Origin of the sequence: Pseudomonas mandelii (assembly GCF_024138395.1) — a bacterium.
Lineage (GTDB): Bacteria > Pseudomonadota > Gammaproteobacteria > Pseudomonadales > Pseudomonadaceae > Aquipseudomonas > Aquipseudomonas mandelii_E.
Genome location: NZ_JAMYDU010000011.1, coordinates 93,618 through 110,222 on the forward strand (window position 1 = coordinate 93,618; position 16,605 = coordinate 110,222).

Below are 16,605 nucleotides of genomic sequence, written 5' to 3' on the forward strand. Positions count from 1 at the left end.
TTGTCCGTGTGTCTCGTCTGATTATAAAAATGATGCTTTCGGCTCACACCAGCTAAGCGACGATTCTTGTGAAGGAGGCTATATCCTACATAGCAGCCAGAGGCCGCCTTCAAAAAAGCCGAATGTATCACGGGACACTCTTAAGAAAAGTAGATATGGGCTGCAACCCTTCGGCCATGAGTAGCGCCTGTCCTAGAGCTTGGTCGTGCTGATATTGGCCTCGTGCTCCAAGGTATTGGTCGTGCCAATGGTGTACACGCAGTGGACGCCGAACTCGGCCACCTGAACACCCGACGCCTTGACGCACTCGCATACAAGGTCATAGCACCTTTCACCGCAGCAATGCCTTTCGACCACCCGGTTACGACAGGTAAAAACGACTCTTCGGGACAAGCAGAAATCGGCCAGGAGCAGTCACCTGGCTCGCATTGTTGCTTACCCAACCTCGATTTTGGAAAGCGCGAGTTGAGTACCCAATCTCTTTTTTGAGCGGATCACTGCGATTGACGAAAATGTCTAGACGTGTCGCTTCCTCTAAATGGTGATAACAGTGCAAGACCGACTTTGACGCCGATTCATCATGCCAGAGTGATATTATGCGACAAAACCTGCACACGAGGCGCAGTGCCGCCTGCGCTTATCACAGCGAGAAGAATTGCGATGATTGAAGGTTACTCAGAGGAAGAGTTTGGCACCACCGTCCACGCACACGTACGTCCAGCAGAGCCAATCAGCTCCATTGAGCTGCTCAAGGGTCGGCAAAAGGAGCTTGAAGAAATCCGTCGTGCTCTTTTCGCCAAAGGCCGTCACATGTTCATCTACGGTGATCGCGGAATTGGTAAATCGTCCCTCGCACAGACTGCTGCTTTGCAATACCAGTCCTCTGACTCCGATATTATTCAGATCGGATGTACGCGAACGAGCACTTTCTACGAGATTATGCAAAGCATCGCTGCGAGCTTGGTCGAAAACTTGGACAGCAGAGAGATTCAGGCCAAAACCGGGATTAACCTCAAGTTTTTCAGCTTTGAGCTGCTGGTCAAATCCTCGTTCAAACCTGAAGTGCCACCAGTAGGCAACATGGAACAGGCTCTGAACGTCATATCCGACATCAGGGAGATACATTCGGAAAAACCAATCATCGTCATCGACGAATTTGACGCGATTCAAGAAGCTGAGGAAAGGTACAAATTCGCCGAATTCTTGAAAAAAATGGGCGACTCAGGCATCTACGTTCCCATCATTTTCAGCGGTATCGCAGCGTCCCTAGACGACGTCCTCGGAGGACATCAATCCAGCATTCGCCAACTATTCCCCATACAGCTGTCACCTATTTCCTGGGACTCGCGTTGGGACATCCTGGTGGAAGCACTCGAAGCCTTCAATATCGAGTTCGACGATGAGATCAAATACCGGGTCGCCGGCATCAGCGATGGCTTTCCCTACTACGTTCACCTGATCACTGAGCATTTACTATGGGCGATCTACGATGACCCTGACACGTTGCAGATCGCCAATTTCAATCATTACAACGAGGCTCTAAAAAAAGCAGTAGAAACGGTTCAGGAGCATATCCGCAAGCCATACGACTTAGCGACGACTCGTCATAGCCAAGACTTCCACCATGCGTTATGGGCGTCTGCTGACACGTCAATTCTGCACCGCAATATCGATAGTATCTACGCGTCCTACGGGCGAATCATCCGCGACCTAAACCACGCGAATCCACAGGAAAAGCTGACCCCGATCGATCGCAAAAAATTCAGCCAACGGCTCAATACGCTGACCAAGCCCAGCCACGGCTCAGTACTTAAGAAGATGAGCGACAATCGAACAGGCTGGTATCAATTCAGTGAAAACATGCTCCGGGGCTATGTGCGGCTGCTAGCAGAGACAAACGGTGTTCAACTCTGGATGGATGAGGCGAAGGTACCTAAACAACTGATTAATCCGCGTCCCAGCCCCATGGGCAGCAGCCGTAGATTTCAATCAAGCGTCCCTACTGGTATTGGCCTCAAGGATGATTAGAGGCCATAGAAAGCCCCTCTCCAGAAGCATCATCTCTACCGAGAGACGAATGTGCCGCGTCGATCACAATGGCCAGTATTACTAGCTAGCCAATCTGTTGCATCGACCGGTTGGATCCAAAGCCAATAGCAGCCGCTCGTTTTGGGGTGCTAAAAGAACGCTAACCCGACTCCGCGACACCATCTTACCCCACCGTATCTTCGGTCAGTTAAGTCTGCCGGAAGCTGAAACAATGCTGGAGAAAGCCCCGTGAGCGATATGCAAGGAAAACTATTTAAAGAATGGTTGGTCAGTGAGGGGAAGACGCTTAATACCGCCAGTAATTATCTGTCTGGCGTTAATACGGTCACCAAGCATTTGGGCAGCAATGTTCTGCTGACCAACGACCTCGAAGAACTGGAAGAGCTGAACCGTCAATACGGTCCGGGTGGTGAGCACGCCAGAATTGGCTCCAGCAACAGTAACAACGTGCAAAGTGGATTGCGGCAGTGGCTGGAATACCAGCGATGCCTCCAACAAAGCGCAATTGACGGCTATGCCGATAAACGGGTGCTCCAGTTATTGGGTAAGGGTACACCTGAAGAGCAGGTATGGTTTTGGGCGTTAGTTAAGTGTTTCCGCGAGCGATACCCACATGCCGACCACTGGACGGTGAACATCAACCCTGCGGATATCCGTATTGGTGTTCGTGCGCAGGACAGCCTGAAAGGTAAACCTGTGTTCACGCTGTACTGGTACGGCGGGAAAATTTGTTGCTCGTTGCGTGGGATAGCGGACCATCGCGCACTGATGGAAGCCAAAGAGCAGGACTGGGAAATTGACTCGACTCACTACCCCACGTTAGCGGATATGGTCACATGGTTTGACTTGGTAGACCACGCACTGAAGGATAAGCAACTGACCTTGAACGGAACAGGATTAGTACCCCGCAACTATAGCCAAGCCGAACAGGAAGAGCCTGACGTAATGACAACTTATCCCGCGACAGAGCCCGCCCTTAATCAAATTCTTTTTGGTCCACCCGGCACCGGAAAAACCTACGCTACCATCAACCAGGCGCTGGCGATTCTAGCCCCGGAATTTTTAGCGCAAAACAGCGGCAGTGACTCCGATACGCGCGAACGCTTGAAGAAGGAATTCGATCGATTCGTGACTGCCGATCGTGTGCGCTTCGTAACCTTTCACCAGAGCTTCAGTTATGAAGATTTCGTAGAGGGGATTCGAGCGGACTCTGACGCGGAAACTGGACAGTTGAGATACCCGATTGACGCCGGCGTATTCAAACGCATTTGTGATGACGCCCGGACGCGACCGGCTACTGACCTAGGGGTGCGGGCCAACCCGGCGATATGGAAAATTTCCATTGACGGTACTGGGAACTCACCCAGCAAGAGCTATTGCCTGGCTAATGGAGAAGCACGCATTGGTTGGGGTAAGACCGGCGATCTGCGTGAGGACTGCGAGCAAAACCCGTATTACCAAAGCTTGGGCGCAGGGGATAAAGGCACGCTCAATTACTTTGCCGAGCAGATGGCGGTAGGGGACATTTTGTTGTGCATCCATTCGGCTGAGCAAATCGGTTCGATTGGCGTGGTGACGAGTGAGTATCGCTATGAAAAGCAGGTACCCGCCGGGGTGATCGCTAATTATCAGCATGTGCGTTCGGTGCGCTGGCTGTATCGCGATATTAATTTGCCCATCCTACCGCTCAACGATAGCCGGCAGTTCACGCTGAAAACTGTCTATGCCATGAACCGTTTCACCTGGGCAGATTTGCTTTCCTATCTGCAGCAGCAGGGTGTGCAGCCGGCTGAACCGGCAGTGGTTACCGCCAGTACGGACGTGCCTTATGTGCTTATCATTGATGAGATCAACCGGGGTAACGTCTCGCGCATTTTCGGTGAGCTGATCACCCTGATCGAGCCTTCTAAACGCGAGGGAGCAGAAGAGGCGCTTAGCCTGAAACTGCCCTATTCGAAAAAGCCTTTCAGCGTGCCGAAGAATGTCTACCTGATCGGCACGATGAACACCGCCGACCGATCACTGGCTGGCCTGGACATCGCTCTGCGACGTCGATTTACATTCAAGGAGATGTTGCCCCAGCCGCAGCTTCTGGACGGTGTGTCTGTGGCAGGCGTGGATATTGGCCAACTGTTACGGGTGATGAACCAGCGCATCGAGGTGCTGTTGGATCGCGAGCATTGTCTGGGACACGCCTACTTTATGCCGTTACTGAAAACCTCCAGCCTGGCGCAGTTGGAGCTCATCTTCCGCAATCAGGTGCTCCCGTTACTGCAGGAGTATTTCTTTGAAGATTGGCAGCGCATCCAGTGGGTATTCAATGATCATCGTAAGCCTTTAGCCGACTGCTTTGTGCTTCGCCAGAGCCTGGATCTCAACTCGTTGTTCGGCGGAAGAGTACCCGCACAGGATCAGGTCTGGCGTATTAACGAGTTGGCGTTTAACCGTGTCTCTGCTTATGCCGGCGTGATTGCATGTAAAACCGACGCCGAGGCTTCTGTCGAGTCGCACGAGGGGTTGGAGGTTTGAATGCTCACGTCACAGTTCGTGAGTACGCCAGGCTCACGACAACTGCGGTTGCGCCTGGTGATCTCGACTGTGCGCAGATATCTGAAACTGCCTTCGACTGGCTATGCGAGCTGAGCGCAAGCTTTAGTAAGGGTGGCGCAACCTTGCTGCAGGTCGAAGGTCGACGCTCGCTCAAATGGGATAGCTATGTAGGTGTAATTGAAACGCCTTGTGGCACAATTTTGGAGATATTACCCAAACATTTTGAAAAGCATGGCTGCAAGGCCAAGAGTCGTAGCCTGCTGCGCAAGTTAATTCAAGCGGCCTTATCGCTGAAACCGCGTCAGGTTTCGGTGGCAGGGCTGGAGCTATTCGATGCCCCACTGACGGAATGGGTGATGGGACAGTTCTTGGGTGAGCTGGATCTTCTGGTAAAGCGTGGCATTCGCTTCGACTATCAACGCGTCGAAGAAGATCAGCGCTTTTTGCGTGGGCAGCTCAATGTAGTGGCCCAGATTCGCCAGCCGCCGGGACGGCAGCATCACTTCCAGGTTCGTCACGATGTGTTTCTGCCGAACCGGGCGGAAAACCGCTTGCTTAAACTCGCGTTGGAGCATGTGGCAAAGAGCACTAAGGACGCCGCCAATTGGCGATTAGCGAGTGAACTGCGCACCATAATGACAGAAGTGCCTGCAAGCCGGCACGAGACACAAGACTTACGTGCCTGGAGTCGTGATCGCTTGATGGCTCATTACCAGGCAATCAAACCTTGGTGCGAGCTGATCCTTAATCAGCAGATGCCGATTGCCGTGAGCGGCGGATGGCGGGGGATGAGCCTGTTATTCCCTATGGAAAAATTGTTTGAACGTTACATCGAGAATTGGCTGCGAAACCAGTTACAGCCAGTTGCCAAGTTAAAGGCTCAGTCGGCCAGCCAGTATCTGTGCGGCCACGACAACGCTCGGATGTTCTGCTTGAAGCCGGACTTGCTCATCGATACGCCCGGGCAACGCTGGATTCTGGACACAAAGTGGAAACGAATTGATATGCGCAGGCGTGAGAAGAACTACGACCTCAGGCAGAGTGATTTCTATCAGCTGTTCGCCTATGGCCATAAATATCGCAAAGGCACAGGCGTGCCGAAGCTGGTGCTGATTTATCCGTATTGGTCAGGGTTGCAGGAGGCGCTACCGGTTTTCCATTACGGTGATGGGATGAGTTTGTGGGTATTACCTTTTGATTTGGATAATGACTGCTTGCTGGACGCAGGCACTGCCGGTATTCCTCTGAAACATGAAACCTCCAAAGCCGCGTTGGAGGTGAGAGAATAAGCCATTACCAACCGCCTTTGACCTTGCCCCGCGCATGACCCCACCGGCTCGCAGGCCGGCTCAATTGATGGATGAACTGTTGCAATCGTTGGTTAGCGGCAATGTGCATTCACTAATCGCTAGCTCAGCGCTCCATTATGAGTGTGAGTTCATTCATCCCTTTGTCGATGGGAGAGATCGGATTTACGCTTCTTTTGGCCGATTCGCGAAGGTCTGTAGTCGGCCGATTCTGTTGAAAAAGTCGGTTCTTCCAGACTGCCCGCCCGCTGACGGCTGAAAACACCTTTTTTGCGTGTCGCTACGCGAAATCTGAGCCCGGAGTCTTCTGCTCAAAGCAAAGATTTCAAACTCAAGCGCGTACTTTTCTATCGTGGAAGCTATGGTCGACTTTTTCAACAGAATCGGCCAGAAGCGGGTACTCAAATGCATCCGCAAAACGCAGCTATTCAGCTAGCGGTAAAGACGACAACACTTTTTCCCATTTCGAGGCTACCTAAGCGCTCAGTTGAAATTTGCCCGGCACGTCGTTGGCGTACGCGTGAGCGTGAGCTTTTTACAAATAATGCCTCTATTTTAATAAAGATTTTTTTGTTGTTGCCGATACATTCATGACTTTTGTTAAAGTCAATTGGATTTAGCTGCGTATAAGGGGGAAGTTTTGGGGAATAAAAGAAAACAGTCCTATTGTGAATACTCAAGTCCCAGCTCGAACTGAGATGGCGGAGCTATCGAAGACTGGCAAAATTTTGGCGTATATAAAAGCGCATCCGATTGCCGCCGTTGTGGTGTTGGCAATGCCCGCCACTCCATTTATCTACCAAGTGGCAGGTGATTTGTCAGATGGAAAATGGTCTGGTGAGGCGACGCTTTATCTGCACAGTGAGCCGCTTGAAAGTGATTCGCCAGTTTATATGTTTTACGCAAGCCCTACGGTTTCAGAATCAGAGCGCATTATAGTTCCTGTGGAAGTGTCGGTATTAAATAACTCAAGGAAGGCGGCGAAAAGCGTCAACCTGTCTCTGAAATACGTCAAGGCAACCGATCGCGATAAATTGCCTGAAAGCGCGCAGACACACTCTGGCTCGCTTGGCGCGGCAGATATAATGCATGATACAAACTCAAACGATAGTTACGTATATTCCAACTATCGAATCGCACTGATGCCACCTGCAGATAAGATCTCTTTTACAGATGGTGCGTTTGCCGTGCCCAATTATTTGGGAAAGGATACGCCTGTCTATATGTCGCCTGGTTCGGGTCTGGATGTCAATGCATCTCTATCTAGTGAAACGCAATCAAAGCATGAGTGGGATATTAGGTATAGAGGGGTTGTTGCCAAAGACAACAAAGGGGTAGGAGACTGGATCAAGCGGGACTATGGAGAGTATATCGCTATCGAACTTAGGGAAAAAGAAGGATTTTGGCGTTATTTGTGGGGATGGGCCACGGCAACAAAGGTTACCGTATTTAGCTTCTCTCCTAAATTTCGAACTGACGAAAGCCATAAGATTTATGTGCCTCTTAAAAATCCTGAAGAATATAAAGGATATCGCTTTAGTCCTTACGCAAAAGAATTAATTTTCGGCGTTAACTGAGTGCCGCGTTTTCAGATTAGTTCTCGTCAGTTTTTTTGTTCGAGAGCAGAACACTAGCCTGGGGCTTCGAGCAGAGTTTGAAATAAAAACTGAATAGCCCCTTATTTTGTAGGTGTCATGCCCCATTGGGATGGGCCGATTTCTGCCTGTCGCCATCGTCAGCTTTGGGGAGTGATAGCCGCCCGTTACGAGAGGCAGTAATCGGCCGTTCTCCGCCGGTCGTCACTACGGCGTGTGCTGGTCAAGTCGAATGCAAACGGTTGATCAACACGAATGTAATTGACTGGTCAGTGACAATGCAAATGGTCAAGTCCATGCAATTACGCAGGCTTACATTAATAACCGACGAACGACCACCCGGCCATGGAAAGCCACCGGTCTCCAAGGTCTTCCAGCGCTACCGATTGGCGCAAAAGTCGCCCCCAAAATACTGTTGACCGCTAGCAGAACGAGCGCTAAACCAAACTATACAAGCGCTGTCCTCGACAGCACCCAGGTAGCCAGAACCTTTGAGGCTACGCCACATTGTGGTGGTTCCCCCCCAAAGTGCGATTAGCGTCCGGCGGCTCGCACGGTCACAGCGATGTGATGGATGCCACTTCGTCCAGAATGCCCACTGCGGCAACTAATGCCCCTCCTGACTGCTCTGCAGCAACTTATCCGCTTGGCCATTTCTTGCGCCAACCTGTTGCCCGTCTCTTTGCCCCCTAAAGAGACGGGCGAATCTCACACTGCTGCAGCCCTGCTCGCATGGGGCTTTGCGGCTTCCCCCCTCGTGACAATCGGCGTGACAAACGCCGAATGCTCACTCGCCACAGCGATGCCGATGATGGTGCCGCAGCCCATGAAATGGACTGCACCTGACTGACAGTCAGGCATGCCCCGGTCATCGCATCACTGCCTTCACCCGACTCAATATCTCGCGGCGCTGGTCTCGTCAGCCAGTGCAGCCTCCACCCGCCCACTTCTACGGAAGTGTTCAGGAGGCCAGATCATGAGATGCCCAAGCTCCCGGCCGTAAGGAGCCGTCAGTCCCGCGTTAGTGGACAAACCTCACAGGTCGCAGGGGCCTTGATCCCTGATAACACTCAACAACCGTGGCGGGATGAGTGAGGACGAAGTCGATAATCTCAGGAGAATTTCGATGCAACTGTGCGAAGCGTTCGAACCCCCACAACCATTGCTGGAGTGCCAGCAGGCGCCACTGCCCTACCCGGTCGAAGCACTCGGGGATCTGTTGGGCCCTGCGGTCGAGCGACTGGCCGAGGTGATTGGCGTGCCCTGCGCCATGGCTGCACAGTCGGTGCTGGCTACCGCTGCCTTGGTGAGCCAGGGCCACGCCAATGCCCAACTCGACGGTCGAACCTATCCGCTGTCCCTCTACCTACTGACGGTGGCGTCCTCGGGGGATCGCAAAAGCGCGGTGGATCACCTGGCATTAAGGGCAGCGCGCGACTGGGAGCGGCAACAGTGGACCCTGTATGCGGAAAAGCTCAAAGCCTATCGCGCCGCTACCAGCATCATGGCCAAACCCAAAACCTCAAAGAAGCACGCGGAGGCGGAAGGCGGAGAACTATCCGAGCCGGTACCGCCGAGACTGATCATTGCCGAGCCCACCATTGAGGCTCTAGTCAAAAGTCTGTGCCATGGCTTGCCCAGCATGGGCTTGTTCAATGATGAAGGTGGACAGTTCTTGGGCAGCAGCACCATGAGCAAAGAGAATCTGCTCAAGGCGATCACCACCTTGTCGACACTGTGGGATGGCAGCCCGATCGACCGGGCCCGCTCTATGGCCGGAGAAAGCCTGCGCGCTTATGACCGCCGCCTCAGCCTGCACCTGATGCTGCAGCCCTACCTGGCCAACCAGCTGTTCAAAGACCCGGTGATCAATGGCCAAGGCATCCTCGGCCGTTGCCTGATCAGTTGGCCCGAGCGCCTGGCCGGCCAGCGACTTTACAAGGCGATCGACCTGACCCGAGATGCCAAAGTCCAGCACTACCAACAGCGGATCACCGCCCTGCTGCAAAAGCCCTGGTCGCTTCACCAGGATGGCTCACTCAATCCTGCCACGCTGGAGCTGACTCCCCGCGCCCGCCGGGCCTGGATTGATATTCATGACACCATCGAGTGCCAGTCTGGCGAGTTCGGCGAGCTGGCCGGTATCCAACCTGTCGCAGGCAAGGCGGCGGCGAATGTACTGCGTATCGCAGGCGTGCTGGCCATGGTTGAAGAGGCCAGTGCGTTGGACGAAGCACACATCCAGCGCGCCTCCACGCTGATGGATTACTACCTGGCTGAGATTCAGCGCTTGACCGAACAGGAGCCGGTCAATAGCCGACGTGAGGAAGCGGATCGGCTGCTGCGCTGGCTGGTGCAGAAAGGCTGGACCCACTTCACCGTCCGCGACGTCAATCGCAACGGCCCTCGTTTTGCGCGCAAGAGCGCTGACCATACCGCTTCTTTATTGGTCGTGCTGATCACTCATCGCTGGCTGAGCAGCCGCGACGGAAAAACTTTCGAGGTCCGCCATGTTTCGCCTTAATGACGCGGTGCGCCGCTACCAGGCGCAACATCAACCACAACCTGAATCACGGCGTGTCGCCGCCTCTGTCGCCACCCTGTCGCCACGCGCCAGGCCAGTAACGACGCGGGTTGTCGCCACTGTCGCCGCTGTCGCCACACCACCAATTGACCCTGCCCACCTCGCCCTGCTGGTCGAGCAACTGCGCAAGGAAGGGGCACTGTTGCAACACCACGAGAACGCCCTCCTGATCCGCCCGACACACTGGCAGCAGATGGTCAGGCTCAGTCCTCACTGGAAAGCCGTGCTGCTCTTTCTGCAAACAAACGAAAACGGTGATGACGATGGCACTAGTCGGTCGGCGTGAGGGTCGCAACTTTGGCTATGGCCGCCAGCTGAGCTACGCCGGCCCACAAGCGCTAAAGGATCTATTTGCCGGCGGCCACTTCGCCACGGTGAAAGCGCATAGCGATCGCTGGCAAGCGTTCGTGCGTTGGTGTCGTTCAGAGGACGGCCCTGGTTACAACGATGCGCGCCAGATCGATCGACTAACGCTGCAGGACTACGCCGCTTACCTGCGCCAGCAGATCCAACAAGGCGAGCTCAGCATCGCCACCGCGCAGAACCGCCTGAGCAGCGTCAACCGCACCATCGCCGCGCTGCGCGGTGATCAGGACGTCAGGATCGCCAGTCCGAGCCAGGCGTTAGGACTGCGGCGCTCGAGCGTACGCACCCGCGCGCCAGATGGCCAAGACCGCCAACAGCTGCGGCGAGTGCTTGAGGTGCTTGGCAAGCAGCAACACGAGCGGGTGGCGGCGATTGTCCTGTTGGCCCGAGAAACCGGCATGCGCCTGCGCGAAGCGATCCTGGCTGACCTGCCACGCTTACACCGCGAAGCCGAACACTTAGGCCGCATCAACATCCAGGACGGTACCAAAGGCGGGCGTTCAGGCGCTTCAGCGCCGCGATGGGTTGTGGCCAATGAAGAGGTGAAAGCGGCACTGCAGTTGGCTCATCATGCGTCGCCGCCCGGCAGCCGCTACTTGCTGGCCCGCGACGAAAGCTACGCCGCGTTCCTGCAACAGACCGTGCTCCCCGCCCGCGAAATACTGCACGAACAAGGGCTGAAGGGCTTTCATGAACTGCGAGCAGCCTACGCATGCGAGCGTTACGAACAGCTCACGGGGCACGTCGCACCGGTCAATGGTGGTCACGGCTATCGCATTGACCGCGGCCTCGATCAACGGGCGCGCCAACAGATCAGCCTTGAGCTCGGGCATTACCGAGTCGATGTAGTTTCGGCCTACATTGGAGGTCGAGAGTGACCAAACCATTCGATATAGCGCTGTTCCTGAGCGGCGTACTGACCGGCTCGCAGGTCACGCAGCAACGACACCTACGGCAAGCCCGAATCATGCAAGCGGCCATTCAACAGCGATGGCAGCGAGACAATCCCTGGACCTGGCAGCTCAAGCATGTGCGCTGGTTTCTCACTCAGCACCTGAAAGACCATTCCGGCACCACCCGGTATTACTATCGACTCACCGCTCTGCTGATCTGGAAGCGATTAGGGAACGGCCGGCAATTGCTGATGGATCGCTCGAATCGTGAGTAGGCAGCCTTCCAGGCACACTTGTCCGCCGTCATCTATCTCAGCGCGGATATCCTCTTGCTGATGAACCTGCTCGAAGCACACGCGGCAACGGCAAAAAGCGGCCATGAACGGACATTCACAATAGGACACATACAATAAAATCGCGGGCACGTACAAGGATGAGGTAAGAGAGACTCAGTCTGGAGAAAAAACCGTCTAAAACAAGAAAATAGTGAAAAGGCTTTTGCTAACATAATGTGAGTGATGCGCTTCTCTGCCGGTGCAGAGACCAAGCCTAAAAATACAACTTCTAGGATGGACAAGAATGAGCTTCAATAAATCGGAAGAGCGGCTTGGTGAATTGACACGAAGAACTTTTTTGTCGATGTGGACTTATCAAAGTCCGCATTATGCCAAGGGGAAAGAGCTATGCGATGCTTTAGTGGTTTTTGGTAACGATGTGATTATCATGTCTGATAAATTAATCAACTTCGATGATCAAGCTAACAAAAGTGTTGCTTGGGAACGCTGGTACAGAAAAGCTGTAGCCGGGAGCATTCGGCAGCTTCGTGGCGCTTTCAATCAACTGGTAAAATTCCCTGAGCGTATATTCTGCGATGTACATGCGTCCTCACCATTCCCTTTAGTTATTCCTAAACCTGAAAATATGCGTGTTCACCTCATAGCAGTAGCCAATGGTTGTGATGATGCTCATCTTCGGTCTCTGGGGTATCCGGGGTTATGTATAGATACGCACTGTGATAATGATAGTCCGTTCATGAGTGTGGGAGTTAAGTACCCAGAATTCGTGCATGTTTTTAGCACTGCCGCGCTGGAAGCAATTTTTAATTGTTTCGATACAACTCGTGACCTTATTGACTATCTTGCACGAAAGCAGGAGGCACTAAATGGCGAAGAAAGATTTTTGATTCACGGAGAAGAGAATCTCGTTGCTGCTTATGTAATGAGTCAGTCTGGCAACTCTGACTTCTATATACCAAGTGACGACTTTCCGATCGAAAACGGGGTTAAAACTGTACCTGCTGGGCTTTGGGATTTATATGCAAAAAGCCCATTACGAGAAAAGCGCGACAAAATCAGAATATCATCATACGTAGTTGATGATCTTATCGATCATATGGCAGAAGAATATAATTCTGGATCACTTATAATTGGACAAGATCAACCATTTTCATACCATGAGAAATTCCTTAGAATAATGGCTTCTGAGTCACGTTTGAGTCGACAGATTATGAGTAAAACCTTGCAAGGCATTATATACGAGGACTCATCGACTTTTTGGTGTAATATTTCTGAATCAAAAGATGTTCCTGGGTTAATGTACCTATGGTTAGTATATCCAGTCGTACCTGAGCATATTACAGATGAAGACCTTGAGATCATGCTCACCGTACATTTAAGTCAATATATTACGGTTGCACTATACAAGTTCCCCCATGCAACATCCATCTTTGGAATTTGCCTTCCAAATCATGCTTCAAATAGAAGATCTCGTGGATTTCAATTTTTTTCTGGGGAGTCACGTTGTGATGAGATGAAAAAAGACGCAGATAAGCTTGAGCAAGAGCAAGGGATTTTAAATAATATCGAAACTTACAACTTCATAAGTCAGCGTCTGTAGAATAGGCAATAGTCGAAGCCGCCTGCGCAGCCAGCGGCAGAAATATGAGAACGGATAAAACTAATGTGGAGCGAATGCTTTTCACGATGTTTACCCACGATTGAGCTTCATCGCCCTGTGCCGGTTTCTTGGTGTAGCTGCCGAAGCCCCGAAGGACGGGGCAGTACTACAGCGGCCTTTCGGTGGTCTCAGCGGTTACGCGCTAACGGGCAATCGGTTACGTCCATCTGCGTGACGAAACCGTAGGGATATGACGGTACGGTCCAGTCCTGCAATTCGGCCTTATTTACGATAGCCGTCCACTTGGCGTGCAAGAGCATAGGCTTGCCAGTGACCGGTGTTTTATCGAAACGCTCTATCCGAATATCGGTCCTGACCCCGTCATCAACAGGTTCACCGGTGTATACGTAGCGCCAGCCAGTGTGGGTGGGGGTGATTTTGGGTTTACCGTCTGCCCCCGTAATAAGTACTGGCTCGTCATTGTGCAGTTTTTCGCTCATGACAGGTTCGCCATTAGCAGTGAGAGGGATGTCATCGATTTTCACAACCTCGTACAGGCCTTTGCCAAAGGTAGCGTCGAGGATGCTCTCAGGCGAACTATCTCGCATGCTTTTCGCGTTTTCGGAGAGCTTGTCGTAAATGGGATCGCCTACTGGCTTCGGATACACGAATACGACGGTGTTGTAACGCGCGTTGCAGCTCGCATCCCCTGCCTGAGCCATCTGCACAGACATGGCAGTAAAGGCAAGCAAGGATGCGCAAAGCATGTTTTTCATCAGTCCGGTTTCCCTTCAAATCCTAGGTTGCGAATCACCGCGATTAAAGACCCGGCGCGTTGGTGGTGCCGCGTTCGATCAATCGCAGCCAGTCATTGCCTGCGCCATATACGCCATTTCGACCTGAGTATCGAACTCCGATTGGATTTTGGCCTTTACGATTTCAAATGCCGGGCCAAGGGTTTTACACTCCACGGCAACCGCATGTTGAAGTTGCAACATGTGCAGAAGCTTCCCACGCAGCTCCGTTGCGCTTTCGGTGGAGAGAATGCGTCTGCCTTGACGAAAATTTTCGAATGAGCCTTTCAACTCTTTCATCTTCTCGGCGTTCACTACACGTGCGTCACGCACTTTCTTAAACTTGAATCGGACGCAAAAGCTTCCCAAAGTTCACGATCAGCGGTGTTTGCTGCTGCCATTGAAAATTCTCTTTCCGTATGCCCTTTATGCCCTAATCGGCAGAGCCAATGGACTCTTGATTGTCTACCTGTCTGGATAATTGAACAGACTTACCCCCCATTTGCATTCGACCTGACCAATCATTTCCATCGGATTCGACCATCACACTGCGTAGCCATGACTGGGGGGGAGAACGGCCAAATGTAGCCGTCCAGCGTCTACAGATTCAAGGACGAGTCAGAGACAGAAAACACCTTCATTAGCTTGGCTTTGAGATTTTGGTCGCAGATCTGATAGGTGTCTACTGCCCTTATCAAAGCATCCATCTGCTGCTCACTTTGCTTGGGATAAGAGAGGACTGACTCAATTTGAGAGTTTGAAAGAAATTTTGCCAAGTATTGATAAGGGTTTGTATCACTTTTTGCATGCGAAAGGAGCATGTTCCACTTTTGATACTGGCGCAAACCTTCATGAATTCTTGTATACTCAAAATATTGTTGTAGTGCTTCAGCGTTTTGTTCAATTACAGCACCTTTGTGCCAAGCGTAATATGCTTGCGCCTGCTTCTTGTATGTTGCAAGTATTTTATAAACATCAACGCTGCCTTCTAATTCTTGGATGTATTTTTTTGCATTAGCAGTCCAGTTGCTCCATGCGAGAAAATCTTTCTTGTCTATCTGAAAGTGAGCCGTCCGCGTACCACTTTCCATGTCGTACTTTATCGACCAGTTGGCTTCGGCAATACGCCAATGTGTGTTGAAGTTGCGCAGGTCTTGTAAAAAATTGTGCAGTCCAAACGTAGTGAAAATCTCAGATCTTTTTATGCTAGATCCATCTACCTTGTGTCTTTTGTCAAAATTTCTGGAGATATCTACTAAGGTCATAAGTGAGGAGGTGCAATAGTATAGTTTTCGCTTTACCTCTCTAGTGTAGTGATCTGCCGTTTTTTCATTGCTCTTATTCCAGAATTCTGCATCCTTGCTCCGCTCCCCAAAAATACAAATTTCATCAATTAGTTCGGAAATGCTTGTATAGAAAATCCATGCCGTATCATCCAACCCTTTCAAGTCATTCCAAATTTTTCCGCCAGGAGTTCTATCAATTGAAGGCTGAACTTCCATAAATTTGTGTGTCATTGCCGCCATTATTTGCTTCCGATTCCACGGGTGCGAAATAGTGTCTAAGTAGCCAGTCATGTATACCTTCCATTATGAGCTAGTGTTTACAATCTATCCGCCTTTGCAGTTCCAGAAAACGGCGTAAGAAGCCTTTAGCGTAGCGCCTCCGCAGTCGTAGGCAAGATCAGCCGAGTGTACTTGAATCCCCTGATCTACTGGGCGCATCCAACTGGCTCCTTTTGGCCGATTTCTGCCTGTCGCAACCGGCAGCTATGGGTAGTTCACTGCCAATCATGGTTACGAAACGTGCTGGTCAGATCGAATGCAAACGGGTGGTCAACTGGAGTGCAGTATTCCAATTGGTATTCCAACCAAAAATCAAATTAGATATCAATGTTATAAATCAACAACTTACCAAACGGATTCAAATTACCCCGGCCCACCAATCCGAAAACGACAAAGCCCGCCAAGTGCGGGCTTTGTTGCATCTGGGGTTTGGTAAATTGTCGGCCACTCCACATCCCCTGTAGGAGCGAGGCTTGCCCGCGAAGAGGCCAACCAGCCCCGCACAAATCGCCCGTGGCCAAAGATGCAACCGTCGCCGCGACCGCCCTCGGAAATTCCCTGCGCCAAGCCCTCCTGATCATCGACGTGCAGCCCAGCTTCTTCCTCCCCAATGGCTCATCGACGGTGTCCAGAACTCCCTTGCAGGAACAACTCGGCTGACACCCTGCGCCGGACGACGACAGCCTGATCCAGGCCGACCGTATCTTCATCAAACACGGTTATGCGCCTTCGCCTGAGACCATCGAATATTTGAAAAGCCTGAAGGTGGATCGGGTGTTGGTCTGCGGCCTTCAGACGGAGACCTGCTGCCTGGCGGCCGGGTTTGCGCTGTTTGATGCGGGATTACAGCCGAAGCCGATTACCGATTTGAAGGTGGGTTCGTCACTGGATCGGAGGGGTGGGTTGGAAATAGGCTTTGGCAGCATCACTTCAAGCATACGGTGGAGGTCAGTGAGGTTGTGATGGGAACTGCCGTAGAGTGATCAGGAGCAGAAAACGATTGGAT

The 16,605-nt window shown here is 52.0% G+C and carries 14 protein-coding genes and 1 pseudogene; 12 read left to right on the plus strand and 3 right to left on the minus strand.

Translation table 11 applies throughout. The features are described 5' to 3' along the window. The first annotated feature begins 261 nt into the window (after positions 1-261). The 11 genes from NHU87_RS17635 (at position 262) to NHU87_RS17685 (ending at position 13,240) form a co-directional block, all read left to right on the plus strand. Positions 262-489 (plus strand): hypothetical protein, encoded by a 228-nt coding sequence (locus tag NHU87_RS17635; RefSeq protein ID WP_253551174.1) that lies wholly within the window; start codon positions 262-264, stop codon positions 487-489. Positions 490-660: 171 nt separating this feature from the next. Beyond that, positions 661-2,028, plus strand: coding sequence for an AAA family ATPase (locus NHU87_RS17640; protein ID WP_253551176.1), 1,368 nt, complete (start codon positions 661-663; stop codon positions 2,026-2,028). Between the two features lie 966 nt (positions 2,029-2,994). After that, a complete protein-coding gene (locus tag NHU87_RS17645) occupies positions 2,995-4,578 on the plus strand; it encodes an AAA family ATPase (protein WP_253551297.1) in 1,584 nt (527 codons plus the stop codon). Then, a complete protein-coding gene (locus tag NHU87_RS17650) occupies positions 4,575-5,888 on the plus strand; it encodes an McrC family protein (RefSeq protein WP_253551178.1) in 1,314 nt (437 codons plus the stop codon). The genes NHU87_RS17645 and NHU87_RS17650 overlap by 4 nt, the downstream gene beginning before the upstream one ends. Before the next feature lie 34 nt (positions 5,889-5,922). Beyond that, positions 5,923-6,165, plus strand: a complete 243-nt coding sequence (locus NHU87_RS17655) for a Fic family protein (protein WP_301271488.1) — start codon at positions 5,923-5,925, stop codon at positions 6,163-6,165. 409 nt (positions 6,166-6,574) lie between these two features. Continuing rightward, on the plus strand, positions 6,575-7,483 hold the full coding sequence (locus NHU87_RS17660; RefSeq protein WP_253551182.1) for a hypothetical protein: 909 nt from the start codon (positions 6,575-6,577) through the stop codon (positions 7,481-7,483). Positions 7,484-8,627: 1,144 nt separating this feature from the next. Next, entirely contained in the window at positions 8,628-10,025 is a 1,398-nt protein-coding gene (locus NHU87_RS17665) for a YfjI family protein (RefSeq protein ID WP_253551189.1), read from the plus strand. After that, positions 10,012-10,371, plus strand: a complete 360-nt coding sequence (locus NHU87_RS17670) for a hypothetical protein (RefSeq protein ID WP_253551191.1) — start codon at positions 10,012-10,014, stop codon at positions 10,369-10,371. The genes NHU87_RS17665 and NHU87_RS17670 overlap by 14 nt, the downstream gene beginning before the upstream one ends. Beyond that, positions 10,349-11,329: an integrase domain-containing protein gene (locus tag NHU87_RS17675; protein WP_253551299.1), complete on the plus strand. Its 981-nt coding sequence runs from the start codon at positions 10,349-10,351 to the stop codon at positions 11,327-11,329. The genes NHU87_RS17670 and NHU87_RS17675 overlap by 23 nt, the downstream gene beginning before the upstream one ends. Beyond that, complete coding sequence (locus tag NHU87_RS17680) at positions 11,326-11,619, plus strand: hypothetical protein (protein ID WP_150754323.1); 294 nt, start codon at positions 11,326-11,328, stop codon at positions 11,617-11,619. Before NHU87_RS17675 ends, NHU87_RS17680 begins: the two co-directional genes overlap by 4 nt. A 304-nt stretch (positions 11,620-11,923) precedes the next feature. Further along, complete coding sequence (locus tag NHU87_RS17685) at positions 11,924-13,240, plus strand: hypothetical protein (protein WP_253551193.1); 1,317 nt, start codon at positions 11,924-11,926, stop codon at positions 13,238-13,240. A 188-nt stretch (positions 13,241-13,428) separates the two neighbouring features. Here NHU87_RS17685 and NHU87_RS17690 read toward each other — a convergent pair whose 3' ends face one another. From NHU87_RS17690 to NHU87_RS17700, 3 genes are all read right to left on the minus strand, one after another. Beyond that, positions 13,429-14,016, minus strand: a complete 588-nt coding sequence (locus NHU87_RS17690) for a hypothetical protein (protein WP_253551195.1) — start codon at positions 14,014-14,016, stop codon at positions 13,429-13,431. Between the two features lie 78 nt (positions 14,017-14,094). Then, positions 14,095-14,334, minus strand: a complete 240-nt coding sequence (locus NHU87_RS17695) for a hypothetical protein (protein WP_253551197.1) — start codon at positions 14,332-14,334, stop codon at positions 14,095-14,097. Positions 14,335-14,633: 299 nt separating this feature from the next. Further along, on the minus strand, positions 14,634-15,611 hold the full coding sequence (locus tag NHU87_RS17700; RefSeq protein WP_253551219.1) for a hypothetical protein: 978 nt from the start codon (positions 15,609-15,611) through the stop codon (positions 14,634-14,636). A gap of 546 nt (positions 15,612-16,157) precedes the next feature. On the opposite strand from NHU87_RS17700, the pseudogene NHU87_RS17705 reads away from it, so the two are divergent. Further along, positions 16,158-16,582, plus strand: a pseudogene (locus NHU87_RS17705) (isochorismatase family protein). Positions 16,583-16,605: the final 23 nt, after the last annotated feature.

Bases quoted from the DNA above. Each gene is read 5' to 3' on its own strand.
- NHU87_RS17640 (WP_253551176.1), top strand. From the start codon at position 661: ATGATTGAAGGTTACTCAGAGGAAGAGTTTGGCACCACCGTCCACGCA.
- NHU87_RS17645 (WP_253551297.1), top strand. From the start codon at position 2,995: ATGACAACTTATCCCGCGACAGAGCCCGCCCTTAATCAAATTCTTTTT.
- NHU87_RS17655 (WP_301271488.1), top strand. From the start codon at position 5,923: ATGACCCCACCGGCTCGCAGGCCGGCTCAATTGATGGATGAACTGTTG.
- NHU87_RS17665 (WP_253551189.1), top strand. From the start codon at position 8,628: ATGCAACTGTGCGAAGCGTTCGAACCCCCACAACCATTGCTGGAGTGC.
- NHU87_RS17670 (WP_253551191.1), top strand. From the start codon at position 10,012: ATGTTTCGCCTTAATGACGCGGTGCGCCGCTACCAGGCGCAACATCAA.
- NHU87_RS17675 (WP_253551299.1), top strand. From the start codon at position 10,349: ATGGCACTAGTCGGTCGGCGTGAGGGTCGCAACTTTGGCTATGGCCGC.
- NHU87_RS17685 (WP_253551193.1), top strand. From the start codon at position 11,924: ATGAGCTTCAATAAATCGGAAGAGCGGCTTGGTGAATTGACACGAAGA.
- NHU87_RS17690 (WP_253551195.1), bottom strand. From the start codon at position 14,016: ATGAAAAACATGCTTTGCGCATCCTTGCTTGCCTTTACTGCCATGTCT.
- NHU87_RS17695 (WP_253551197.1), bottom strand. From the start codon at position 14,334: ATGAAAGAGTTGAAAGGCTCATTCGAAAATTTTCGTCAAGGCAGACGC.
- NHU87_RS17700 (WP_253551219.1), bottom strand. From the start codon at position 15,611: ATGACTGGCTACTTAGACACTATTTCGCACCCGTGGAATCGGAAGCAA.